Here is a 25,438-nt window from a genome sequence, read left to right on the forward strand (position 1 = left end):
GATGAAACACTCCGTCCAAACTATAATAGACGAGGTGTTTTTTTATGAAAATAAAACGGAGAATTACAATTGTTTTAATTTGTTTTATAGGTGTCATGTTTATTTTACTTTGTCGTTTAATTCAAATACAAATTATAGATACAGAATCATTTACAAAACGTAAGATAAATTTAATTGAAAAAAGTGTTACACAACGGACGCAATCCATTACCGTGGATGATGGACGAGGCCATTTTATAGATCGGAACGGTAAGGAAATAGGTGAGAAAAAGTATCCTGTTTTAATTGTTTTTCCATTTCTACAAATAAAAAATGACATGTTAGAGAAAATAGCGCATATCATTGGTGTGTCGAGACAAGAGATTGAAAGTCAAATGAAAGACAAAAAAAGTGCATTTATCATGCAAAGGGGAAATAGTCCCTTTCGATTGACACGAGAGCAGATGGAGAAGGTGAATCGATTAAATGTATTAGGTATTGTAGCAGCTGAAGTTCGTTTACGACAAACTGGCGTGATGAATCATTTAATTGGCGATGTGGGGGAGAATGAACGAGAATTTCAAAAACGATACGGAGAAGTAAGCAAGATTTCAAGGCAAACGCCAATTGGTATTTCAGGATTGCAGCAATCATTTGATGAATTTCTTTTGACCGATGGAGAGGCAAAAGTATTGTATCAAGTGGACCGACAAGGAGAACCGATCTTTGGAAAACAAGCGAAATATACGTCGCCTGGAAATCCGTTTTATCCAGTGACGATTCAAACTACTTTACATAACGGATTACAGCAAAAAGCAGAAGAAGTGGTTGAAGCAAGCGGAATGAAGAAGGGGGGATTAGTGTTACTTGATGTAAAGAAAAATGAAATTTTAGCGATGGTCAGCAAACCATCTGTACAGGTGCAGGATGAGCGTTTATATACAAGTACACTTGAAAATCAAATGTTAACACCACATTTTCCCGGTTCTGTTTTTAAAACAATAGTTGCAGCAGCAGTGATTGATCAAAATGAAAATGTGTTTAATCGTACATTTAATTGTAATCAAGATTTATATGGTGAAGACCACCCACAAGTGATGATGGGTACACTTAGTTTTAAAGAGAGCTTTGCTAGAAGCTGTAACAGGACATTTTCAGAGTTAGGTAATGAGCTAATACAAAAGGATAAGATGGTGTTAGAAACGTACGTAGCAGCTTTAGGAGCCGCTGATAAGGTTGGATGGAGAGGTTCTGTATTTCATACAACTCATTTTGAACAAATGCCAGAGGAGAAGGAGGTTACGATTTGGGATAGTGAAGGAAATAAGAATAGTAAAAAGGCGGTAGCGCAAACAGCAATTGGACAAAAAGATGTACGTATGTCACCTCTAGCGATTGCAAATATGATGGCGACGATTGCTAGAGGTGGAGAAAAGATGGAAGTGAAAGCTGTGGAAAAAATAATGTATAAAAATGGAACGGAATTTTATACATTTGAAAACCATACATTAGGTGGAAAACAGCTTTCGTATGAAGCGGTGAAAACATTACAAGAGTTATTAAGGGGAGTTGTAACAACGGAGAAAGGAACAGGAGCAGAATTCAGGTCGTTACCACTAAGTGTCGCCGGAAAATCTGGAACAGCGCAAACAGGAAAAGGGACGAAAGTGAATCGTTGGTTTGCAGGTTATTTTCCATATGAAAATCCAAGATATGCTTTAGTTGTCGTGGATATAGAAACGAATAGCAATGTAAATAAAGTTACACCTATTTTCAAAGCTATCGTAGAATCAATCTATCGATTAGAGAATGAAAAGTAATCTTGCAATTTATAGTGAAATGTTTTCATTTCGTGAAAATATTATCGTAAATGTTCAACCTTTCTAGATTTAATGTTACAATAGCAAGTATGAAAAACTGCATGGAGGTTTGAAGAATGGCAGGAGGATCTAGATTCCAACAGAAACAACAAAAACGTCGTCAAAACGGTGTTTTAAATATTGCAATTGCAATTGTATTAATATTAGTAGCTATTGTATCATATCAATTGTTTGTTCCTGAAAGAAAAGAACAAGCGTCTTCTAGTGATAAAAAAGTAGCTCAGCAAACAACGAAAGAGAATAAGTCTGAGAAAGCTAAAGGCAAAGAAGAGACGAAGAAGAACGAACAAGATAAGGCAGAAGCTAAGAAGAAAGAAGAAGAAGAGAAGCTAAAGGCTGAAGAAGAACAGAAAAAAGCTGAAGAAGAAGCGAAAGCTAACGAGAAAGTACCAGCTGAAAAAACACAGCCAAAGGCAACTGACGCTTATACGAAGTCTTCTTGGAAGCCAGTAGGTACAGAGCAAGGTGCAACACCTGCGATGACGTTTAAAAAAGGTACAGCAGATTGGAATGAGATGAACCAAGCAATTTCAGCTGCAATTGACGTTCCAGTAGAGCAATTAGTTATTCATCGAATCGGAAATAACGGTAAAAATAAAGCTTACGGTAACGTACAAGATAAACAATCAGGTAAAAGATATTACGTAAATATTGATTGGGTAGAAAATGAGGGCTGGAAACCAGTACTTGTTCAAACTCTAAACTAAAAAAAGAGAAGCTCCTTAGGAGCTTCTCTTTTTTATTAGCGTAATTTCTTTAATTTAAAATGAACAACCGCGCTATAATATGGTCTTTTGCTTTCTGGATCCATAATCATTTGATGCGAGATGTGATGAACTTCAAGCATAAGTGCTTTATTATTATCGATTTGTTCGCTAATTTTTCGTTCCAAAGAAGCTAAGTCTCCTGCTTCGAAAAACTCTACTTTATCTTCTAACATTTCAAAGGTAAATGACACGAAGACGACCCCTCTCCTATGTAATCAACTATAGTGTAACAAAGAAAAGAAGGAAATACCATGTACATTTCAATTGACATTTTTAGAAAGAGGGAATATCATACTGATAAAACCGATAAGAAAAAGGGGAATTTTTATGGGTACAGAATTTAATGGTTTATTTGATGAGTGGGCTCATACGTACGACTCATTTGTACAAGGCGAAGATATACAATATAAAGAAGTTTTCGCCCATTATGAGGACATTCTAGAGGATGTAGTTAACAAGTCATTTGGTAATGTATTAGAATTTGGTGTTGGTACTGGTAATTTAACAAATAAATTATTACTTGCTGGCCGCACAGTTTACGGTATAGAACCGTCACGTGAAATGCGCATGATTGCAAAAGAGAAATTGCCAAAAGAATTTTCCATTACAGAAGGTGATTTTCTTTCGTTTGAAGTCCCAAATTCAATTGATACCATAGTAAGCACCTACGCATTTCATCATTTAACAGATGATGAAAAAAATGTAGCGATTGCGAAGTATAGTCAATTGCTAAACAAAGGTGGTAAAATAGTGTTTGCTGATACGATATTTGCAGATCAAGATGCATATGATAAAACTGTTGAAACAGCAAAACAAAGAGGTTTTCATCAGTTAGCAAATGATTTGCAAACGGAATACTATACACGTATTCCGGTCATGCAGTCTATTTTTGAAAACAATGGCTTCCATGTAACGTTTACGAGATTAAATCATTTCGTTTGGGTAATGGAAGCAACTAAGCAATAGAAAGAGGGATTAGATTGAGAATTGCTGTAATTGGAGCAATGGAAGAAGAAGTACGTATTTTACGTGACAAATTAGAACAAGCAGAAACAGAAACGGTTGCGGGTTGTGAATTTACGAAAGGACAATTAGCAGGACATGAAGTAATCTTGTTAAAGTCTGGTATTGGTAAAGTAAATGCAGCGATGTCAACGACAATTTTATTAGAAAGATATAAACCTGAAAAAGTAATTAATACTGGTTCAGCTGGTGGCTTCCATCATTCTCTAAATGTTGGAGATGTAGTTATTTCAACAGAAGTTCGTCATCATGACGTAGATGTAACAGCATTTAACTATGAGTATGGTCAAGTACCAGGAATGCCTCCTGGATTCAAAGCTGATGAATCATTAGTTGCATTAGCTGAGAAATGTATGCAGGCAGAAGAGAATATTCAAGTTGTAAAAGGTATGATTGCAACAGGTGATTCATTTATGAGTGATCCGAACCGCGTTGCAGCAATTCGTGATAAATTTGAAGATCTTTATGCAGTAGAAATGGAAGCAGCAGCTGTTGCACAAGTATGCCACCAATATGAAGTTCCGTTTGTTATTATTCGTGCACTTTCTGATATTGCTGGTAAAGAATCAAATGTTTCATTTGATCAATTTTTAGATCAAGCAGCTCTTCATTCTACAAACTTTATTGTAAAAGTACTAGAAGAGTTAAAGTAATGTAACAAAAAGGCAACTGTCTCATATAAAGAAAATACATACAGTTGCCTTTTCTTTATTGGCAAATAAGGGGGAGAACACGATGAATGTATATCGTGGAGTTCATGAGTTGATTGGTCATACACCAATTGTAGAAATTACTCGTTTTTCACTTCCAGAAGGGGTCCGTTTATTTGCAAAGCTTGAATTTTATAACCCAGGTGGAAGCGTTAAGGACCGTTTAGGAAGAGAATTAATCGAAGATGCGCTAGAAAAAGGGCTTGTTACCCAGGGTGGAACAATTATTGAACCGACTGCTGGAAATACTGGTATTGGACTGGCACTTGCAGCGTTACAACATGATTTACGCGTTATTGTTTGTGTACCAGAGAAATTTAGTATTGAAAAGCAAGAACTAATGAAAGCACTGGGCGCAACGGTTGTGCATACACCAACTGAACAAGGAATGACCGGCGCAATTACAAAAGCAAAAGAATTAGTAAATGAAATACCGAATTCATACTCTCCAAGTCAGTTTGCGAATGAAGCAAACCCGCGTGCTTATTTCAAAACACTAGGTCCTGAACTTTGGGACGCATTGAATGGAGAGATTAACATATTCGTTGCAGGAGCAGGAACTGGTGGTACATTCATGGGGACTGCATCTTATTTGAAAGAAAAAAATATAGATATAAAAACGGTTATTGTAGAACCAGAAGGATCCATTTTGAATGGTGGTAAAGCTGGATCGCATGAAACAGAAGGGATTGGCCTGGAATTTATCCCGACATTTTTGAAAACATCTTATTTTGATGACATTCATACAATTTCTGATCGAAATGCTTTTTTAAGAGTGAAGGAATTAGCGCAAAAAGAAGGACTGCTTGTTGGAAGCTCTTCAGGAGCAGCATTTCATGCAAGTTTACTTGAAGCAGAGAAAGCGGCGCCAGGTACAAATATTGTAACGATTTTTCCTGATAGTAGTGAGCGCTATTTAAGTAAAGACATATACAAAGGATGGGAATAAAAAATGAGAGCAAAGACAAAGTTAATTCATGGTATTCGCATAGGAGAACCTTCAACTGGATCTGTAAATGTACCGATTTATCAAACAAGTACGTACAAACAAGAAGCAGTTGGTAAACATCAAGGATATGAATATTCACGTACAGGCAACCCAACACGTGCAGCTTTAGAAGAAATGATTGCTGTATTAGAAAACGGCCATGCTGGATTTGCATTTGGCTCAGGGATGGCTGCTATTACAGCTACAATTATGTTGTTCTCTAAAGGTGACCACGTTATTTTAACAGATGATGTGTATGGTGGAACGTACCGCGTTATCACGAAAGTATTAAATCGCTTCGGTATTGAGCATACATTTGTAGATACAACAAACCTAGACGAAGTTGTAGAAGCGATTCGTCCAAATACGAAAGCGATTTATGTGGAAACACCAACGAACCCATTACTGAAAATTACTGATATTAAGAAAATATCTACTCTTGCTAAAGAAAAAGATTTATTAACAATTATTGATAACACATTCATGACGCCATATTGGCAGTCGCCGATTACTTTAGGAGCAGACATTGTACTTCATAGTGCAACGAAATATTTAGGAGGTCATAGTGACGTAGTTGCAGGTCTAGTAGTTGTAAATAGCCCGCAATTAGCAGAAGACCTTCACTTTGTACAAAACTCAACAGGAGGCATTCTCGGCCCACAAGATAGTTTCTTACTACTTCGTGGTTTAAAAACATTAGGAATTCGAATGGAAGAGCATGAAACGAATTCACGTGCAATTGCCGAGTTTTTAAATAACCATCCAAAAGTAAATAAAGTATATTATCCAGGTCTTGCATCACATCAAAACCATGAATTAGCAGCAGAACAAGCAAATGGATTTGGTGCTATTATCTCATTTGATGTAGATAGTGAAGAAACATTAAATAAAGTACTAGAGAAATTACAATACTTTACACTTGCTGAAAGTTTAGGAGCAGTAGAAAGTTTAATTTCTATCCCATCTCAAATGACACATGCATCAATCCCAGTAGATCGCCGCAAAGAATTAGGAATTACAGATACATTAATTCGTATTTCTGTCGGTATTGAAGATGGTGAAGATTTAATTGAAGATCTAGCACAAGCGCTATCGTAATAAAAATGCACTGCTAATATAGAGCAGTGCATTTTTATTACATCATTTTGTGAAACATTTCACAAAATAGACATACACAAATGAAATAATTTCATGTATATTAAGTTCATGAAATGTTACTCACGAACAAACTTGTGAAATATTTCACAAACAATGAGGTTCATGTAGGAAAGCAACTCTATTTTTTTTGTGATAATCGGGACTTATTATGACCTATAGGGTCTTATTTAGTCCATGATAGCAGAATAGGAGGAATTTACATGGTAGTCAAAGAGAAAGTTGTAAATGAAATGCAGGAAGTAAAAGAGATGATTGATACGTTAGTGAATAACGGTCAAAAGGCTTTACAAGCATTAGAAAGTTTTACACAAGAGCAAATTGACAACATTGTTCATGAAATGGCATTAGCAGGTGTTGATCAGCATATGCCGCTTGCGAAGTTGGCTGTTGAAGAAACGGGTCGTGGTGTATATGAAGATAAATGTATTAAAAATATTTTTGCTACTGAATATATTTGGCATAGCATAAAGAAAGATAAAACAGTAGGGATTATCCACGAAGATCCTCATGAAGAAATAATAGAAATTGCGGAACCTGTCGGTGTAGTAGCTGGGGTAACGCCAGTAACGAATCCAACATCGACAACGATGTTTAAAGCGTTGATCGCGATAAAAACGAGAAATCCAATTATTTTTGCATTTCATCCTTCAGCGCAAAACTGTTCTATTGCAGCGGCGAAAACAGTATATGACGCTGCGGTGAAGGCGGGGGCACCAAAATATTGTATTCAGTGGATTGAAAAACCTTCTGTCGAAGCAACAAAACAATTAATGAACCATGAAGGTGTTGCACTTGTTTTGGCAACTGGAGGAGCAGCTATGGTGAAATCAGCTTATTCTACTGGAAAACCAGCGCTAGGTGTAGGTCCTGGTAATGTACCATGTTATATAGAGAAATCAGCGCATATAAAACGAGCAGTTAATGATTTAATTTTATCAAAAACATTTGATAACGGTATGATTTGTGCATCAGAACAAGCAATCATTGTGGACGAGGAAATTTATGATGATGTGAAAACAGAAATGATTGCAAACAATTGTTACTTTGTAACAGAGGAAGAGAGAAGAAAATTAGAAAAGCTTGTTATTAATGAAAATACATGTGCAGTAAATAGTGATATTGTAGGGAAATCCGCACAGTATATTGCCGAATTAGTTGGAATTACTGTGCCTGAAAATACAAAAATGCTTGTAGCTGAAATACAAGGTATCGGAGCAGCATATCCACTATCTCGTGAGAAATTGAGTCCAGTATTAGCTTGTGTAAAAGCAAATTCATTAGAAGAAGGATTTACATATTGCGAAGACATGTTAAACCTCGGTGGTTTAGGACATTCAGCAGTCATCCATTCTGTAAATAAAGAAGTGCAAAAGCAATTTGGATTACGTATGAAAGCTTGCCGTCTCATTGTAAATGCTCCTTCATCACAAGGTGGAATCGGTGACATATATAATGGATTTATTCCGTCACTTACGCTTGGTTGCGGTTCGTACGGAAAAAACTCAGTTTCTCAAAACGTAACAGCGACGCATTTATTAAATGTAAAAAGGTTGGCAAATAGAAAAAAGAATATGCAGTGGTTTAAATTGCCACCAAAAATTTATTTTGAAAAACATGCGACAGCATATTTGGCAAATATGCCTAACATTTCACGAGCATTTATTGTAACGGATCCAGGTATGGTTGAGCACGGATATGTAGATACGGTCTCGCATTATTTACGTAAACATGCAAATGATGTAAAAGTTGAAGTTTTCTTTGAGGTCGAGCCAGATCCATCAGATGAAACTGTGTTTAAAGGTGCGGAAATGATGAGAAGTTTTAAGCCAGATGTAATTATCGCACTTGGTGGCGGTTCAGCTATGGATGCAGCGAAAGGAATGTGGCTTTTCTATGAGCATCCAGAAACAACATTCTATGGAATTAAACAGAAGTTTTTAGATATAAGAAAACGCACATGTAAATATCCGAAATTAGGAAGTAAGGCGCAGTTTGTTGCCATTCCAACAACATCAGGAACAGGTTCAGAAGTGACACCGTTTGCGGTTATTACAGATAAGAAAAATAATATAAAGTATCCGCTCGCGGATTATGAATTAACACCAGATGTAGCAATTGTTGATCCACAGTTTGTAATGACAGTACCACCACATGTAACAGCGGACACTGGTATGGATGTATTAACGCATGCAATCGAGGCGTATGTGTCTGTTCTAGCAAATGACTATACAGATGGATTAGCATTAAAAGCGATTGATCTCGTATTTAAATATTTACCAAGAGCATTTAAAGATGGAAATGATGAAGAAGCACGAGAAAAAATGCACAATGCTTCTGCAATCGCAGGAATGGCATTTGCAAATGCTTTCTTAGGTATTAATCACAGTTTAGCACATAAAATTGGACCAGAATTCCATATTCCGCATGGGCGTGCGAATGCAATTCTTATGCCGCACGTAGTTCGCTATAATGCTATTAAGCCAAGAAAACACGCATTGTTCCCAAAATATGAGCACTTTGTAGCTGATGAACGCTATGCACATATTGCGAGAATGCTCGGTCTTCCAGCAGGCTCAACAGCAGAAGGTGTGGAATCACTCGTCCAAGCGATTATTGAGCTTGGAAAAAGTTTAAATATAAATATGAGTATTGCAGGACAAGGAGTTGCTAAAGAACAATTTGAAGAGGTTGTTGGATTATTAGCAGAAAGAGCGTTTGAAGATCAATGTACAACAGCTAATCCAAAATTACCTCTTATTTCAGAGTTGAAAGAAATTTATTTGGAAGCATATAAAGGTGAGTAATGGTTATGAAAGAGTCGCAATAAAGCGGCTCTTTTTCATTTGGAAAACATCTCCCAGAATGGCTGTATTTACTGGTCTTTAAGTTTAATAGAATATGATACAGTGAAATGGAGGAGTGAGAATATAATGAAAGAATTACAAGAAAAAATAGAAGATTATACTCGATTCGGACAAATTCTTCTCGCTGTAAGTACATTGTTAATGGTTGGCTTATTAATTCCGAATGAAGCAAAAGAAACAATACAATCTTTTGTTATGATGGGGAGCACCGTTATATTTTTAAGTTTATCATTCTTTTTCTTTCAGCGTGTGAAAGTGATGCGAGATCAGTTAGAGGGAAATGAATGTGAGTAATATTATGAAATAGAGCACTACGAAAAGAACGAATCTTTTTGTAGTGCTTTTTGTGTTTTTTGTAAAAAATGTATGCGGTTTATATTGACAATGATAATCCTTATCAATTAAAGTAGAATAGTAGTTAATGATTATCATTATCAGTTAGAGGTGGAAGAATGAAAAAATCTATTACGCTATTCACAGCGATTTTATCTATTTTTTTCTTATTAATAGGTTGCAGTGCAAAAGGAGACGAAAAAGCATCTGTAACAAAAACAGAAAAAGGAAAAGAGAAAATCGAAGTTATCGACCTGTCAGGAAGAAAGATAACATTCGATAAAGTGCCAGAGAGTTTTGCAACATTAAGTATGGGAGACATGAATATTATTCATGCGTTAGGCGGAAAAATAGTAGGTCGTCCGGATGCAAAAATAACTCTTCCAGAGGATATAAAGAAAATTCAAGTAATCGGGAATGCGCATCAGCCAAATTTTGAGCAAATTGCTAGCTTAAAGCCAGATGTACTTATTGCTAACAATGGATTCCAAAAGAACATTCCAACGGTTGAAGGACAAGGAACGAAAGTAATGATTTCTTCTGCGAATTCTGTACAAGATATTCAAAAGAATATTGAACTGTATGGAACGATTATGAAGAAAGAAGATAAAGCAAAAGAACTTAACCAAAAAATTAATGATCAAATGAAGACATATGAGAAAAAAAGCGATGTGAAAGCATTGCTAGTGTATGGAGCACCGGGTACTTATTTAGCAGCATTACCAACATCTTTATCAGGTAATATTTTAGAAAAAACAGGCGGGAAAAATATTGCAGCTGATTTTCCAGAAATGAAGGAATATCCGCAATATGCGCAGCTAAGCGTAGAACGCATTATTGAGGCGAATCCAGATGTGATTTATTTAATTACACATGGAGATCCAAATAGCGTTAAAAAAGCATTTGAAGGCGAAATGATGAAAAATGAAGCGTGGAAAAATTTGGATGCAGTAAAGCAAAATCGTGTAGTTATTTTGCCACCAGACTTATTTGGATCAAATCCTGGAACAAAAGTTACAGAAGCGATGGACTTTATGTATAAAAGTATACAAGATGTAAGGAAATGATAAGTATGGATAGTAGTGAAGTAGTAAGGGAAAAGGAACATCCTTTTGCGAAAAAAAGGTGGGTAATAGCAGTTACTTTAGTTGTATTAACGATTCTAGGTCTTTTTTACGGTCTTTTCGCAGGAAGCCTATCCTTTTCTTTACGAGATATTCTAACAGGGATACAAGATGAAGGTTCGACGGTTCATCGAATTGTATGGGATCTTCGTATACCGAGAGTGCTCGTTGGATTTATAGTAGGAACATGTTTAGCAGCATCTGGTGCACTGCTGCAAGGGGTTATGAGAAATCCTCTTGCAGACCCTGGTATTATCGGGGTTTCATCTGGAGCGGGCCTTGTAGCAATTGTAATTATGATTTTATTCCCTCAGCATATGGCATTTTTACCGCTCGGGGCGTTTTTAGGAGCTTTCATAACTGCGATGGTTATTTATGCTTTATCATGGCAAAAAGGGGCACCGCCTTCAAGGATTGTCTTAGTAGGTGTATCAATCAATGCATTAATTGGTGCAGCGACGTCAGCGTTAATGTTATTACATAGTGACAAAGTACAATCCGTGTTACCTTGGTTAGCAGGTGGCATTGGTGGTGTAAGTTGGACACATTTAAACATGATTATTTATTATGCAATATTCGCTATTATATTAGCCTTCTTCGGAATAAAGCATATTCGAGTATTAATGCTTGGAGATGAAATGGCGAAATTATTAGGTCATAACGTGGAGAGAAGCCGGTTTTATTTAATAGTAGTAAGTACATTATTAGCTGGGATTGCAGTTAGTGTTTCTGGTCTTATTGGATTTGTCGGTCTTGTCGTACCACATATGTTACGTTTATTAGTTGGAAATGACTATAAATATTTACTACCATTATCATGCCTTGGCGGGGGGATATTACTTGTTTTCGCGGATGCGATAGCTCGAAGTTGGTTCGATCCAATTGAATTGCCTGTTGGTATTTTATTATCCTTCTTAGGCGGTCCGTTCTTCTTATATTTAATTCATAGAGGAGGAAGACAAAGTGATTTCCGTTAATAAAGTGTTTTACGCACATTCTGAAAGATTTCAAATGCAAAATATGAATGTACATATTAAAGCTGGAGAGGTCGTTAGTTTAATTGGACCGAATGGATCAGGGAAATCTACTTTGCTTCGTTTAATGGCAAGACTGCTTAAACAAAGCGAAGGGGATATCATTTTAGATGGAAAAAGTATTCATACGATGAAAAGTGCCGATGTAGCGAAGCAATTAGCGATGTTACCACAAATGCATGATCATCAATTAGATTTAACAGTGAAAGAATTAATCGAATTTGGAAGAGGCCCCCATAAATCCTGGGGCGGTCGCTTAAATCAAGAAGATGAAAACATTGTTGATTGGGCATTGTCTGTTACAAATCTTGGAGGGTATGAATATCGTCTTTTACAATCTTTATCAGGAGGAGAAAGACAACGAGCCTGGATTGCAATGACACTAGCACAACGTACAAATGTCTTATTATTAGATGAGCCAACAACTTTTTTGGATATCGTTCACCAATTGGAAGTAATGGAACTTGTGAAACGATTAAACGAGGAGTTTGGCATGACAATTGTAATGGTTTTACATGATATTAACCAAGCGGCTCAATATAGTGATCGTTTACTCGTATTAAAGCGAGGGCAGCTTCAGTATGACGGTATACCAGAAGAAGTGTTATGTCATGAAATGTTTCAACGTGTGTTCGGCATAGAGGTAGATATTTTTCAAGGAAGTGACAAGCCATTTTTTACACCAAAACGAATTTCTAAAAAAGGAGGAGCAAGATGCGAACAGAAGAACGTATTACCACTGAGTTAGTAAGAGAATTTGTTATGGCAGCTCACGGAGATTTAGAAAAAGTACAAGAACTGTTGGTTGAATCGCCAAGCTTACTTCATGCCTCTTACAATTGGGGCGGATCAGATTGGGAAAGTGCGTTAGGGGCAGCAGCACATGTAGGTCGTAAAGATATTGCTCTCTATTTACTAGAAAAGGGTGCTCGAATGGATATTTTCGCGGCCGCGATGCTTGGAGAATTAGAAGTTGTACAATCTATTTTAGTAGCACAACCAGAGGCATTGCGTGCATCGGGTCCACATGGTATTTCCCTTCTTCAACATGCACGAATGGGTGGAGAAAAAGCACAGTGTGTATTTGAATACTTAACGGTGCTCTCTTAATGACCGCAAAGGTTCTTATGTGCGGTAAACTTTTCACTTTCATATAATTGAAAAGTTTACCGCCCGTTAGAACGGGATAAGTATCTAGTATATTTGAAAATCCTACACCCCCCTCAATTGTAGTTTTCTTTATGCTAGTTATGATATGGATACAGTAGACAATATTTGTCTACTGTCTTTTTTAATTCTCCTCAGATTGAATATTCTGTATTTTACCGTTCGTTCATTCATTTATCCCACTATTTGTGGGCAGTAAGACTCCCGCCTCAAAATTCAGCTAGAGAAAAGAAGTTAGGCGGGAGGTCCACTGTCCGTAAATATCCGATTGGTGAAGGCTAATAATCAGTGGGGATGAACAAAACCCCCCACTGATTAAAGTTTCACTTTATAATAGATAGTAACATTTAGTATACATACAAAACATGATCGTGTAGTTAAGTACAAATTCGAGGGAAGGAGTGCAGAGATGTTTCATACAGATCGTTTACAAATTCGCAAATATACAATGGATGATTTGCAGTTCTATGCTTCGCTATGGGGAAATGAGAAGGTAATGCGCTATATTGGAAATGGGACGTTAAAAACATATATGCAATGTAAAAAAAGTTTGGAAGAGTGGGTGATTCCTAGCTATAAAAACGGTCTCGGTTTATTTGTATTGATTGAAAAGGAAACGGGAATAAGAATTGGTCATGCAGGATTAGTAAAGCAGCAAATAGATGGAAAAGGGGAAATTGAAATTGGTTATTGGTTATTACCTCAGCATTGGGGAAAAGGGTATGCGAAAGAAGCAGCGGCAGCATTTCGAGACTATGGCTTCCAAGCGTTACGAATGAATAAATTAATTTCTCTTATTAATCCAGACCACCCCGCCTCAATCTTTGTTGCTAGAAAAACAGGGCTTAGTTATGAGAAAACAACTTCATTTCATGGGATGGATGTTCTCGTTTATTCCATTAAACGCGTTGGATGAAAAAGGGTAAATTGCATCTTTTGAAGAATGGTATATAAAAATAAAGGGGGGATTACATGTATATTTACCATAATGGACTTATTATTCGTGAGGGAACGAATGGTGTACCTGCATATGCAATTAAGACTTTATTCGAAGATGCCGGTTGGAGCAATGATAATATCCCTTCTTGGCAAATTGAAAAATTTACGATAGCATTTGAAAATTCAACATGGGCATTCACAATTTGGGATGAAGAAGAGATGATTGCGATGGTTAGAGTCATTTCTGATGGAATCATGGTCGCAAACATTGTAAATTTAGTTGTGAAGTGTGAATATAGAGGGAAGGGATTAGGTAAGAAACTTGTGGCCCTTTGTTTGCAGAAGCTGCCACATGGCGACTGGTTTGCACATACATCTGCGAGTAATTTTGATTTTTATAGAAGCTGTGGTTTTGAGGTGAGAGAGTTATCGAGAAATGGAACGTGTGCGTATTATGGGTATCAAATAGCCAAAAAAGATGGGCACCGATAAAGAAAAAAGTAGTATAGAAAAATGCTCGCTATTTTAATAATATAAACTGAACTAAGACTCATTTTATGATAAAATAAAAGAAAATTCTGTTTATTATTAGGGGGATAAAAATGAGTATAAAAGTTGGGGATGTATTTAAATACGAAAGAAGATTTACTGAAGAAGAGGTTTTTGAATTTGCAAATATTACAGGAGATAAAGGTAGGCATCATATGGAATATGATGAAAATGGACGTTTAATGGTTCATGGTTTATTGACTGCTAGTATTGGAACGAAAGTAGGCGAAGAATTACATTACATAGCCAGAGAATTAGTAAGTGAATTTATTAGACCAGTTTTTACAGGCGATACGATCACTTGTGAATTAACTTTAACAAATATTGAGCAGATGGAAGGATACAAAAAGGTTTCAATTGAGTCAGTTTATCGCAATCAACACGAAAAGACTGTACTAGTTGGGACAAGCTATGGAGTTATAAGGGGATAAAAAAGAAGCCTGATTTACAGGCTTCTTTTTTATTTAATACACACGCTTTCGATTTTCTGCATGGCTAGAGATGAGTAATAATGCCGTTTCTTCTCCTATATTACGAACGATATGAGGAACACATGCATTCCAGGAGAAAGAATCACCTTCTTCTACAATTGCAATATCTTCTCCATGTTGAACTTCTAGTTTTCCGCGTAATACAAGGTGGCATTCTTCTCCTTCATGTGCATTTGGTGAGTTTTCTTTCGGAAATCCAGCAGGAATTTCTACGAGATTTAGGCGAAGACCACCTTGCTCTGCAACATGTTCAATTCTTTGTTCATCTTTTCCATATACACTGTATTTACGCTCTACCTTTTTGACAACTTTCAACCGATCTTTTTGTTCTAATAATAAATAGGGCAGGGGAACATTTAAAAAATTGGAGATCGTTTCTAAAGTAGAGATAGATGGTGATGTTTTATTATTTTCAACCTGACTCATAAATCCTTTAGAAAGACCTGTTCCCTCACAAATTTGTGCAATTGTTATGCCTCTACGTTGACGAATCTCACGTATTGCAGAACCAATATTCATAAAATCAAGCTCCTTTTTGTAAACAACTATTTGTATCATAGCAAAAAAAATATATTTTTTCCCAGTGAAAATGAATTGACGAATAAAAAAAATTAGTGTATGTTTTGTAATGTAAATAAAAGTTTTGTATAAGAAAACTATAAAGGAGAGAAAGAAATGAATCAACATATCGGTAACTTAATTATTCGTATCGTGTTAGGGGTAACGTTCTTTATGCACGGTTTAACAAAATTCCAATCGGGGATTGACAATATTGCAGGGTGGTTCACAAGCATTGGCTTACCAGGAGGACTCGCATACGGTGTAGCAACAGCGGAATTAGTTGGTGGCATATTGTTAATTCTAGGTTTAGGTGTAAGATATATTGGATTATTATTTGCACTTGTTATGGTTGGAGCAATTGTAAAAGTAAAATGGTCAGCTGGCTTATTGGGAGATGGAAAAAATCCTGGCTTCGAATTAGAACTTGCATTGTTAGCAATGGGTGCGTACTTATTTGTTGCGAAAGCAGACGGTTTTGTAGATAATTTCTTAAAAGAGAAAATGTCAAAAAAGAACTAATTTAAATGGGGGTATAACAAGATGAGCTTTCAACTTCATCCCGAAACAACACTAGGTGTTGTTCATTTATATGTATCAAATATAAAGAAATCACTAGAGTTTTATACAGAAGTATTAAGCATGAAAGTGCTAAAAGCAGATGAAATGGTCGTTACATTTGGGAATGAAAATGACGAACCACTCCTTATCATTGAAGAAAAGAAAGAAGCTTTACCAAAACAAAGAGGGAGAACGGGGTTATATCATTATGCAATTTTATTACCAAGCAGACAGGATTTAGCGAATATTCTTCGTCATCTTGTAGAAATGGTATATCCACTGCACGGCGGAGCCGACCATTACTTTAGTGAAGCCCTTTATTTAGCTGATCCAGATGGAAACGGGATTGAAATTTATCATGACCGCCAAAAAGAAGTTTGGCGCGATGAGAATGGAGAGCTACCATTTGTTAGTAACCCATTAGCTGGTGAAGAATTATTACAGCAAGGAAGTGCGTGGAATGGTTTTCCAACTGGTACTGTGATGGGGCATGTTCATTTCCATGTAGCTGATCTAGAAGAAGCGAAACGTTTCTATGTGGATGGTCTTGGTTTTGAAGTAACAATCCCAGCTCGTAATGGTGCATTGTTCGTATCCGCAGGTGGCTATCATCACCATATCGGTTTAAATACGTGGCAAGGTGAAGGAATACCACCGCAAATGCCAAATTCCGTCGGCTTAAAATATTTCACAATTGTACTAGCGGATGAAAAACAAAAAGAGCAAGTATGTGAAAGTTTAAAAAATATTGGCAAGGTCGCTACGTACAAAGATGGAATATTACAAGCCCAGGATCCGTTTGGACATTGTATCCATTTCAAAATGAAAGGAGAAGCCTAAAAAGGCTTCTCTTTTTTACTTTCTTATAATCGCTTTTTCATTTTGGACAAATAGTTCATCAAATTGTTTAGCAAGCTCAAAATCGAGTTTCGTTAAACCTTTTGCATTCCATGATGACAAAGTAATAATGACTGCTTTATATTGGATAAGGATAAAGGGATGGTGATTATGTTCTTCTGATAGTTTGGCGGCTTCAGAGACAAATTCGACTCCTTTTAAGTAGTCGGAAAACATATATTTTCGTTCAATCCATTTCTCATCTTTTATCATCCATTTATTTACCTTCAATAATTCCTCTTGAACTTCTTCCTCAGTTAATCGTAGCATCATTTTTCACATCCTTTATATGTAGTAGTGCAAGACCATTGTTAATAAGACGTGCTACAGATTCATCAGTTGTGAAAGTGGAAAGTTGTTGTAATAATGCTGCGGATGTTTCATGCCCTTTGTTATGCTCTAAAAGCAATTCTAATATTTCAAGGCGAAGGAGCCATTCTTTTGCATAAAATTTATTTAATACTTCTTGAATTGCTACTAACTGTTCGATATGCGCGTCGTGTAAAGTGCCCTCATTTCGAATATCACGAACTGTTTGATACATACGATCTAGCTCAGTTAATGTAAGAGATGCTGGAGTTGTTTCTATTTCTTCATCAGTTGGGAAAAACGATGCTGCATCTGCAGCTCCTGGGAATACAGAAGTGATTTTTGAGCCAACAGCCATATCAAAAGCACCCCATGAAGCATCAAATAATAAACGGTCTTTATAAGTAACTGTACAATCGATAAAGGAGATAAGAGTGATCTTGTTATCGTTCTTTTTAATTGCTGTTACCGTTCCTTTTACATGGATACCACTTGTGAAAGTAAATGCTGCTGTATTCCCAATTGTAATTCCTAATGATTGTAATTGTTCATCTGTACAATTTTCTAATGCAATATTGTCAGTAAGTAATCCAATTGGCGTTCCAAAGCCATCACTGTGTACAGCGGTAGAATGATTCGCTAGTTGTTTATTATGAATTGCTAATGCAGTTGGCGAATTTGTACGCATGTAAATCACTTCACCTGCATCGTTTTCAATTGTTTCATTGAATGTACCTGTAATTTGTAGTCCACTATTTAGCTCAACAGTTGCATAGTTTTCAGAGCGAATCGCTTTTTCTAAACCTTCTTTACCACCTGTTTTAAAGGCCATCGTTTCAGAGAATTTCTCAAGTGCTTCAGTCAACTCTTCAAATGATTCACAAACAAATAATTGTGGTTGCATTTTTGTTACGTCATAAGTTGTTCCTGTACAAGCTTCAATGGAAAAAGGAACTTTTTCTACAGCGCCTGTTAAGCAATGTTTACTTTCACCAACAGAAGAAAGGAGGCCAGCACCGTAGATTTTTGGAGCATCTATATTTCCAATTAACCCGTATTCTACTGTCCACCAGAAAAGACGTGAAATTTGTTCCGCTTCTGATAAACCAGAAACTAAGTTTTGTTTTTCAATTACAGCATTTTCAGCAGCTGTAATTTCTTCGGGTGTAGAAGTAGGACTTTCTTTTACAATCGTTAATGTACGAACAGCTTCAAACGCCTCATGTTCTTCCTTTGTAGAGAAAGCTTTCGCACCAATTTGTCCAAAGCGTTTTACATATTGTGCATATGTAGGATCAAGCAAAATTGGTGCGTGGCCTGCAGCTTCATGAACGATATCAGGAGCCGGTGTATACTCGATATTTTCTACTTTACGAATATCTGTTGCAATTGGTAATAATCCGTGCCCCTGAAAATCAAAGAACGCGACACCCGGAATAAGTCCATCAATCGTTACAGCTCCCCAGCCACTTGGTGCTAAACATTCATTCATTTCTTCTACCTTAGGAATTGCATCTATATTTATACCAGATGATTGTAATCCGTTCACGTAGGCTGGATGGGCAACGTCTTTTAAGAAACTATGATTTTGTCTCATAATGTAACGCCATACAGCGTGATTCACCGGTGTGTATTGATCATAATGCTGTGTGGATACGAATGGTTTTAAATGCGATGGAATTTCTGTTTTCTTTGTCATTTAAACATCCTCCTTTTTTCTATAAAACTGCCTATTGATTTCGTATAGCTTGTATCACCTCTCCTCAAAGTTGAAAGCGCTTATAAAAATTCTATCATAACATTCAGAATTATTTAACAACTGTTTGTGTGAGAAATAGAAAAAGCCCCTATCGGAACATTTGATAGGGGCGAAAGAATAGTGGTACGAACTTATTTTACTTCTAAATCAACATTTAAATTAGTTGTATTTCCAGCTGCATCTGTTGCTACAATATGAATTGCATTCTTTCCTTGTTGTAATTGATTACGATCAAAATAAATTTCATAGTTTTTCTCCCAAGTGTTTAGGAAGGCACTTTCCCATACGCCATTTCTGTTAATTTCATATTGCATTCTCACTGGAATACCAGGTGCTATCCAACCAGATTCTGTCATCCAATCTAGCAGGATATCATCAACGTTTCCTCTAATAACAAGATTTTCTTGATCAATTTCGTGCGTTAACTTAGGTGCTGTTCGGTCAATAAACACCGCTCCTGTTTGCTTTGTTTCTCCGCCAGAGTTAGAAGCAACAGCTTCGATTTGGTACAAGCCATCAGGTAACGGGGACCCATCTGTTTTTGTACCATTCCATTTGAAAGATTTATAACCAGGTGTTTCGTTTTTACCTTGATATACCATGCCTTGATATGTCACGCGGTCTTTCGTAATTAAATTAGCATGAAAGGCTATGTCTTCAACTGGTGTAACTAAATAGTAATTGATTAAGTTGTCATCTAATATTTTGTCATTATTTGGGCTGAAAGTAGAATTAACGATTTCAAGTCCATCAATACGCTTGTATTCTTTCGGATCGATGCTAAATGTAAATGGAATACGCATTTCTTCTTTTGTTCCTTGGTCTTTTACATACAGATTTCCTGTATATACGCCTTGTGGTAAGGAGCTATCTACAGTAATAGTAAAAGGCTTTTCGATGTTACTATTTGGTTTCAAACTAATCGAAGAAGGGAAAGAAGTCTGGATTTTTGTTTTTGTATCTAGTAATTCAATACGAGTTGAAAAGTTTTTCTTTTTGCTAGAAAGATTTTGTAACGTAATATTTTGTGTTAGTTTCACTTTGCCGCTATTTGGTTTAATAAGACCGAAACTTACGTTATTTGGTTTCACTAACGCATCCGTTTGGGCTGCTTTTGGAATGTTAATTAAACCAGATCCTTGTGCCATGACAGGATATGTATTTTCATTGACGTCCTTTAATGTTTTTGCAGTGTTGGCAAGAGCAGATTTCAATTGTTCTGTCGTCCAATCAGGATGCATCTGGCGCAGTAAGGCAACGGCTCCGGCTACTTGTGGCGCAGCCATACTTGTTCCGTTGTGAGATTCATAGCCACCTCGTGGCACTGTGCTTGTAATCTTTACTCCAGGTGCAATAACATCAGGCTTTATAAGCCAACTTCCTTGTGATGGTCCTCTTGAGCTGAAGTTACCAATCAGTTCGGTTTGGTTCGGTTGTCCAATTTTTATATTTTTCTTTCGTTTTGTAATTACATTTTTCAACTCTTCGCCATTTGTATTTGATAGTTGCATAACCGGAAGAGCTATAGCTGCACGTTCGAAATATTCTGGCATAAGATCAATTTCTTTTTCATTGGAAATTAGTAGAACGCCGATAGCGCCAGCTTGTTTCGCTTGTTCAGCTTTTACTAATGTGCTCGAAGTTCCTTGTAGAACAAGAGCAAACTTACCTTTCACATCTTGTTTAGCGTAATCGCTTGAATTACCGTAGCCAACATAGACAAGCTGAGCATCGTTTCCTACTTGGAAATCTGCTTTTGATAGCGGTAATCCTTGGTAAGATTTATTAGAACCAGCTACTTGGAATGTTGGGAATGGGATAGAAACAGTAGATGCACCAACAGAGATGACACTACTTGCGTTACCAGGAGCATCAACAGACCAAGGCTTTGGTCCATCATTTCCATTTGAAACGACTGCCGTAACACCAAGTTTTGCTGCGCGTTCTAACGTCATTGTTACAGGTTGATCAGGGACATTCAAATCCTGACCGAGAGATAGATTTAAAACATCTGCACCATCTTGGATAGCGCGCTCAATACCTTGAATAATATCATCGGTCGTACCAGTGCCACCATCATTCATTACACGATAAGCTAGAATAGATGCATTTGGAGCAACGCCTTTAATTTTTCCGTTACCAGCAATAATGCCAGCTACATGAGTACCGTGTACGTTGCCATCCATAGGATCGTTATCTTCATCGACTGTATCATATCCACCGATATAATTTGCTTGTAAGTCAGGGTGTGTATAGTCTACGCCAGAATCAATAATAGCGACTTTCATACCTTTTCCATCAAGCGGTTTGCCAGATGGATCTTTTAAATTCCATGCTTCAGGTGCACCGATTGTCGGTCCGCCGACATTTGGCGCTTCTTCGTTAGTAGCACTTTTTGATGTTTCATGTAACTTATATGTTAAGTTCGGATAAATTGCCTTTACTTCAGGTAAAGAAGCTAAAGCAGCAACTTGATCTCCTGGGATAGAAATAGAGAATCCAGAAAATAACGTACTATACGTTTCTTTTATTTTTGCTTTCGGTGCTTTTTCTTTAATTTTCTTTGTTGTATCCTCTTGTGCCTTTTTTAGTTGTGCATGGTACGATTGCGCATTTCCATTTTTTAAATCCGGAGCATGCTGAATGTTACTTTGTGAAGCGAGCGGAGCATGTTGCAATTCTACAATGACTGAAATTTCTTTTGCTGTTTTTATTTCAACATTTTGCGCGATTTTGTTTTCTCCCCATTGTTCAATATTCGTTTTTAACTGTGGACTAAATTGCTTCTCCTTTTGCAGCGATTCAGCATGTGCGCTTAAAGCTCCAAAACTAGAAAAGACGAGCGCCATACTTAATAGTGCAGATGTAGTTTTTTTCATTGAAACTCCCCCTAATAAAAAGTGCTAATATTCTGAAAAGTTATCTTACATTTTTGTTATGAAATACAAAATTGAATGTTGGCTAAACTATATTTTCGACATAATTCATACCAATCCTCTTTGAATTAAAAATTTCTTGGGAAATTTTTTGGGATTATGTCGAATGGCTAATATTCAGCGAGGGAAGCTCATTCTTATTGGGGATAAATCCACAACAATTGTGCAATCAATAGGGAGCGAAATTCGCATATAGTAAGCGGAATATGAGGAATGCTATAAGAAAAATGGAGGAACGTATGAAAAAAATTATTGTGAGTAGTAGTGTGGCTTTATTCATTTTTTTATCTTCAATTTTTAGTACTAGTGCAGAACATAATGCGGTGAAAGTTGCTTTTATCCGTCACCATGACCTATGGGTAAAAATTGATGGGAAGGAAAAACAAATAACAAAAGGTGAGTACATAATAGGGCCGAAATGGTCTCATGATGGAGAATGGATTGCCTATGCTAAAGGAAAGAAGCAAAGCACCTTGGAATTGTATCGACTGGAAGATGGAAAGAAAGTTAGACCATTGCAATCTGAAGTATCAAATTATCAATGGTCACCGAAAGAGAATATAATTGCATTTGTATTTGCGAATACGTTAAATACGTTTGACGTTCAAAAAAAGAATGCGGATTTTGAAAATGTATCAGCTGGTGTAGGTGACTATGGATGGTACCCTGATGGAAAGAAGTTTCTTGTATCTTCTGAGGCACACTTGCTTCCAACGGGATGGACAGGAGCACAGCTATATGAAGTGCAAGAAGATGCCCATATGAACCCTCATAAAATGAAACATTTGTATGCATTGCCAAATGAACATGATGATTTTCTAGCGCTAGTTGCAAGTGGATTTGAGTGGTCATCAGATCGAAAGTGGATTTCATTTTTAGCAGTACCGACAGCTTCATGGTCAGCTGATAGTAATACGCTTTGCTTAGTTCGAGCAGATGGTAGCCGGTTTGAAAAGATAGATCAAATGTTATTAAACACACAATGGTTCAAATGGGCGCCAGGCAAGAATATATTAGCTTATATTGAAGGAAGCGGGAGAGTTGCATTAGAAAATAAACATTTAAAAGTAAAAGAACTGCCGGCACTTCAGCAGAACACTTTTACGCCGAAAGGATATGTCGATTGGGATTTTGCGTGGAAAAATGATAAAGTAATTATCGTTTCACGCGCGAAAGAGGCAGGGATAGAAACACCGATAGAAAAAAGGCCCCTCCCATCTTTATACGAAATCGATAGTACAAGCGATAAACAATATCAAATCACAAAGCCACCTCATAAGCAAGGCGACTATCATCCGATCTTTATGAAGAAGAACAATCAATTGATATGGATACGTTCAGACCGTAAGAAAGCCAATGTATGGCTTGCCAATAATGATGGAAAACAGGAAAAGAAGTGGATTGAAAATATAGATGTACCAGAATGGTATTATGAGAAATGGAATTGGGGAAATGTCATCTCGGTAAAAGAAGAATAAAAAACCTGCCTAAAAGATAATTTTAGGCAGGTTTTTTATTGTTATTTATGCGTTTTATTTGGCTTTTTTTTCGCTGGGTTTCCGTTCCCTTGGCGCTTTCTATTTTGTTCATCTTTTGCTTGTTTTTCATGCAGTGTATCTAAAAAATCATTCGAGTTACTCATTTTTATATCGCTCCTTTCATTTCGTCCTAATTACTATAACCATTTAGGAGGATAATCATGAGATAAAAGTTAAACACTTAGTTTTCTTCGATAGTATACGTAAAATATGCCATACGTAATAAATTGCATAAATAAAATTTGTAGCTCTACATTTTCTTTTAAAATAGTCGCGACAGAAGGTGGTAAGTAAGGTGACGCATTGCTCGTTTCTACACCTAACCATTTGTTTAAGAGGTTAATGATACAAAACATAAAAACACCAGACCAGCTTGCAATAATTGCTTTCTGTTTAATTTTTGTTTCCCGTTCATCATCTGTGATCCAAGGATTAGCAGTTTTATCACTACTAAAAAATCCGTTTATATATACCCATATGATCATTCCGATTAAGATGGTTATCCATTTCATATTTGTGATTCCCCTCTCTCTTGTAAAAAGTATTTTACACATATTATTGTAATATTTCCTAATTATTTGTGTCAAATCTTTTTTACATATCGGTTTTTCATATAGCAGGAATAATGGATGAGATAGGGAAGAAATTATGTTGAAGGATTTCATAGAGAGAGGAGGATGGGTATGAAACTCGTCTTTGTTCGGCACGGTAAAGGAGAACATACAAAGGACTTGCCATCCAGTTTACAAGTGTTGCATCCCCCATTAACGGATGAGGGATGGAATCAGGCTAAATTACTTCAATGGAATGTGCCATTGCAAGAAACGGATATATTAATTGTTAGTCCTACACTTAGAACTTTACAAACGGCGACAATATGGAGTGAGAAGGTAGCTTGTCAAAAAATCGTCCATCCATACGTATCCCCGCGTATTTTTCCTTATCGAGAAGGAGCGAAAACATTACCATGTGATCACATAGTAGATCAGGAAATGATAGCAAATTTATTGCCACATTTTTTGATAGAGAAAAGCACAAATAAGCAGTTATGGACGGAGGGTATAAATACTATTTCAGAGAATTGCTTTCAGCAAATAGTAGATGAATTTCTTCTTTGGTGTTATGGGCTAGGTGCGGAAAGAATTTGCATTGTATCTCACGACGGGACAATTACAGCATATAGGCAATATTTACAGAAAGTCGCTTTAACTAGAACTGATTTTTTGAAAGAAACGGGTATATATGAAATGGATGTATCGCTTGAAAGTTTGATGGATGAGATCTAATAATAGGATGGAGGGTGTATGTTGAATGTTGCACTAGTAGTTGGTTTTAATTCTGATTTAGAGGCGCAATCAATCCGAGCATCGCTTGAATATTTTGGGGCAAAAGTTGTCACATATTGGATTGGTAGACCGAAAGAGTTCATCGATATTCTTTCTGGAAAGGGTTTATATAATGATATCGATTATGTTGTCTTTTGCTTTCATGGTGAGGAAGGAAAGTTTGTCATGGAAGAGTTAGGTGAAGATGATATATATGAACAAGATGAACCGAGGGGATACTTTGGTACAGCAGAAATTTATAAATATGCAAAATTGCATAATACATATATTGTAAATAGCGGGTGTACGTTAGGGGAGCGAAAACTAGCAGAATCTTTCTTACGTAGTGGCGCGAAATCGTATATTGGATCGATAGATTATGTAGATGGGAATGCAGCACTTATGTTTACAATACGCTTATTTTACGGGCTTATTAACCATGAAAAAACGTTAGGAGAGGCTTTTGAAGAAGCACGCTTAGTTGATAAAGAGACATATACATTTCGATTATATAAGTAGTGTGAAACACGTTTATTCTATATTCGAATA

At 36.6% G+C, this 25,438-nt stretch carries 27 protein-coding genes; 20 read left to right on the plus strand and 7 right to left on the minus strand.

The features are described from left to right. Positions 1–44 precede the first annotated feature (44 nt). On the plus strand, positions 45–1,799 hold the full coding sequence (locus FS742_RS11705) for a peptidoglycan D,D-transpeptidase FtsI family protein (protein WP_144612477.1): 1,755 nt from the start codon (positions 45–47) through the stop codon (positions 1,797–1,799). A 116-nt stretch (positions 1,800–1,915) separates the two neighbouring features. Continuing rightward, positions 1,916–2,566, plus strand: coding sequence for a YrrS family protein (locus FS742_RS11710; protein ID WP_144612478.1), 651 nt, complete (start codon positions 1,916–1,918; stop codon positions 2,564–2,566). Positions 2,567–2,601: 35 nt separating this feature from the next. On the opposite strand, the gene FS742_RS11715 is transcribed toward FS742_RS11710, so the two are convergent. Continuing rightward, entirely contained in the window at positions 2,602–2,817 is a 216-nt protein-coding gene (locus tag FS742_RS11715; protein WP_000010980.1) for a YrzA family protein, read from the minus strand. A gap of 136 nt (positions 2,818–2,953) precedes the next feature. On the opposite strand from FS742_RS11715, the gene FS742_RS11720 reads away from it, so the two are divergent. The 13 genes from FS742_RS11720 (at position 2,954) to FS742_RS11785 (ending at position 14,946) form a co-directional block, all read left to right on the plus strand. Further along, complete coding sequence (locus FS742_RS11720) at positions 2,954–3,592, plus strand: class I SAM-dependent DNA methyltransferase (protein ID WP_099682943.1); 639 nt, start codon at positions 2,954–2,956, stop codon at positions 3,590–3,592. A gap of 14 nt (positions 3,593–3,606) precedes the next feature. Continuing rightward, positions 3,607–4,302 (plus strand): 5'-methylthioadenosine/S-adenosylhomocysteine nucleosidase, encoded by a 696-nt coding sequence (gene mtnN, locus FS742_RS11725; protein ID WP_144612480.1) that lies wholly within the window; start codon positions 3,607–3,609, stop codon positions 4,300–4,302. Between the two features lie 82 nt (positions 4,303–4,384). Further along, on the plus strand, positions 4,385–5,308 hold the full coding sequence (locus tag FS742_RS11730; RefSeq protein WP_144612482.1) for an O-acetylserine dependent cystathionine beta-synthase: 924 nt from the start codon (positions 4,385–4,387) through the stop codon (positions 5,306–5,308). 3 nt (positions 5,309–5,311) lie between these two features. Continuing rightward, complete coding sequence (locus FS742_RS11735; RefSeq protein ID WP_144612484.1) at positions 5,312–6,445, plus strand: bifunctional cystathionine gamma-lyase/homocysteine desulfhydrase; 1,134 nt, start codon at positions 5,312–5,314, stop codon at positions 6,443–6,445. Between the two features lie 260 nt (positions 6,446–6,705). Further along, a complete protein-coding gene (gene adhE / locus FS742_RS11740; protein ID WP_144612485.1) occupies positions 6,706–9,309 on the plus strand; it encodes a bifunctional acetaldehyde-CoA/alcohol dehydrogenase in 2,604 nt (867 codons plus the stop codon). Positions 9,310–9,435: 126 nt separating this feature from the next. Continuing rightward, a complete protein-coding gene (locus FS742_RS11745; protein WP_144612487.1) occupies positions 9,436–9,663 on the plus strand; it encodes a YrhC family protein in 228 nt (75 codons plus the stop codon). 158 nt (positions 9,664–9,821) lie between these two features. After that, a complete protein-coding gene (locus FS742_RS11755) occupies positions 9,822–10,769 on the plus strand; it encodes an ABC transporter substrate-binding protein (protein ID WP_144612489.1) in 948 nt (315 codons plus the stop codon). A 5-nt stretch (positions 10,770–10,774) separates the two neighbouring features. Further along, entirely contained in the window at positions 10,775–11,803 is a 1,029-nt protein-coding gene (locus tag FS742_RS11760; protein WP_144612491.1) for a FecCD family ABC transporter permease, read from the plus strand. After that, on the plus strand, positions 11,790–12,608 hold the full coding sequence (locus FS742_RS11765) for an ABC transporter ATP-binding protein (RefSeq protein WP_144612492.1): 819 nt from the start codon (positions 11,790–11,792) through the stop codon (positions 12,606–12,608). The genes FS742_RS11760 and FS742_RS11765 overlap by 14 nt, the downstream gene beginning before the upstream one ends. After that, complete coding sequence (locus tag FS742_RS11770) at positions 12,575–12,970, plus strand: ankyrin repeat domain-containing protein (protein ID WP_144612494.1); 396 nt, start codon at positions 12,575–12,577, stop codon at positions 12,968–12,970. The genes FS742_RS11765 and FS742_RS11770 overlap by 34 nt, the downstream gene beginning before the upstream one ends. Before the next feature lie 394 nt (positions 12,971–13,364). Next, positions 13,365–13,943, plus strand: a complete 579-nt coding sequence (locus tag FS742_RS11775) for a GNAT family N-acetyltransferase (protein ID WP_260869659.1) — start codon at positions 13,365–13,367, stop codon at positions 13,941–13,943. 56 nt (positions 13,944–13,999) lie between these two features. Continuing rightward, positions 14,000–14,458, plus strand: a complete 459-nt coding sequence (locus tag FS742_RS11780; RefSeq protein ID WP_144612497.1) for a GNAT family N-acetyltransferase — start codon at positions 14,000–14,002, stop codon at positions 14,456–14,458. Between the two features lie 110 nt (positions 14,459–14,568). Further along, positions 14,569–14,946 carry a hotdog family protein gene (locus FS742_RS11785; protein ID WP_000025009.1) on the plus strand — a complete coding sequence of 126 codons (378 nt, stop codon included), beginning with the start codon at positions 14,569–14,571 and terminating at the stop codon, positions 14,944–14,946. Positions 14,947–14,979: 33 nt separating this feature from the next. Here the strand turns inward: FS742_RS11785 and FS742_RS11790 are convergent, their stop codons facing one another. After that, on the minus strand, positions 14,980–15,525 hold the full coding sequence (locus tag FS742_RS11790) for a helix-turn-helix domain-containing protein (RefSeq protein ID WP_001020698.1): 546 nt from the start codon (positions 15,523–15,525) through the stop codon (positions 14,980–14,982). A 156-nt stretch (positions 15,526–15,681) separates the two neighbouring features. Between FS742_RS11790 and FS742_RS11795 the strand changes: the two genes are divergently transcribed. After that, positions 15,682–16,086, plus strand: coding sequence for a DoxX family protein (locus FS742_RS11795; protein WP_016086200.1), 405 nt, complete (start codon positions 15,682–15,684; stop codon positions 16,084–16,086). A gap of 21 nt (positions 16,087–16,107) precedes the next feature. Then, positions 16,108–16,965, plus strand: a complete 858-nt coding sequence (locus FS742_RS11800) for a VOC family protein (protein ID WP_144612498.1) — start codon at positions 16,108–16,110, stop codon at positions 16,963–16,965. Between the two features lie 15 nt (positions 16,966–16,980). Here the strand turns inward: FS742_RS11800 and FS742_RS11805 are convergent, their stop codons facing one another. From FS742_RS11805 to FS742_RS11815, 3 genes are all read right to left on the minus strand, one after another. Further along, positions 16,981–17,295, minus strand: coding sequence for a 4a-hydroxytetrahydrobiopterin dehydratase (locus tag FS742_RS11805; protein WP_144612500.1), 315 nt, complete (start codon positions 17,293–17,295; stop codon positions 16,981–16,983). Beyond that, a complete protein-coding gene (locus tag FS742_RS11810) occupies positions 17,276–19,030 on the minus strand; it encodes an aromatic amino acid hydroxylase (protein WP_144612502.1) in 1,755 nt (584 codons plus the stop codon). Before FS742_RS11810 ends, FS742_RS11805 begins: the two co-directional genes overlap by 20 nt. 191 nt (positions 19,031–19,221) lie before the next feature. After that, positions 19,222–21,969: a S8 family serine peptidase gene (locus FS742_RS11815; RefSeq protein ID WP_144612504.1), complete on the minus strand. Its 2,748-nt coding sequence runs from the start codon at positions 21,967–21,969 to the stop codon at positions 19,222–19,224. A 296-nt stretch (positions 21,970–22,265) separates the two neighbouring features. Between FS742_RS11815 and FS742_RS11820 the strand changes: the two genes are divergently transcribed. After that, complete coding sequence (locus tag FS742_RS11820; protein WP_144612506.1) at positions 22,266–23,504, plus strand: TolB family protein; 1,239 nt, start codon at positions 22,266–22,268, stop codon at positions 23,502–23,504. A gap of 41 nt (positions 23,505–23,545) precedes the next feature. Here the strand turns inward: FS742_RS11820 and FS742_RS11825 are convergent, their stop codons facing one another. Both FS742_RS11825 and FS742_RS11830 read right to left on the minus strand, forming a co-directional pair. Further along, a complete protein-coding gene (locus FS742_RS11825; RefSeq protein WP_000071861.1) occupies positions 23,546–23,668 on the minus strand; it encodes a DUF4023 domain-containing protein in 123 nt (40 codons plus the stop codon). Between the two features lie 69 nt (positions 23,669–23,737). After that, positions 23,738–24,076 (minus strand): phosphoglycerate mutase, encoded by a 339-nt coding sequence (locus FS742_RS11830; RefSeq protein WP_144612508.1) that lies wholly within the window; start codon positions 24,074–24,076, stop codon positions 23,738–23,740. Positions 24,077–24,241: 165 nt separating this feature from the next. On the opposite strand from FS742_RS11830, the gene FS742_RS11835 reads away from it, so the two are divergent. Both FS742_RS11835 and FS742_RS11840 read left to right on the plus strand, forming a co-directional pair. Further along, complete coding sequence (locus tag FS742_RS11835) at positions 24,242–24,850, plus strand: histidine phosphatase family protein (protein WP_144612509.1); 609 nt, start codon at positions 24,242–24,244, stop codon at positions 24,848–24,850. A gap of 18 nt (positions 24,851–24,868) precedes the next feature. Next, entirely contained in the window at positions 24,869–25,408 is a 540-nt protein-coding gene (locus FS742_RS11840; protein WP_144612511.1) for a delta-aminolevulinic acid dehydratase, read from the plus strand. The last annotated feature ends 30 nt before the right edge of the window (positions 25,409–25,438 follow it).

It is taken from the genome of Bacillus cereus (assembly GCF_007678085.1).
Lineage (GTDB): Bacteria > Bacillota > Bacilli > Bacillales > Bacillaceae_G > Bacillus_A > Bacillus_A cereus_BE.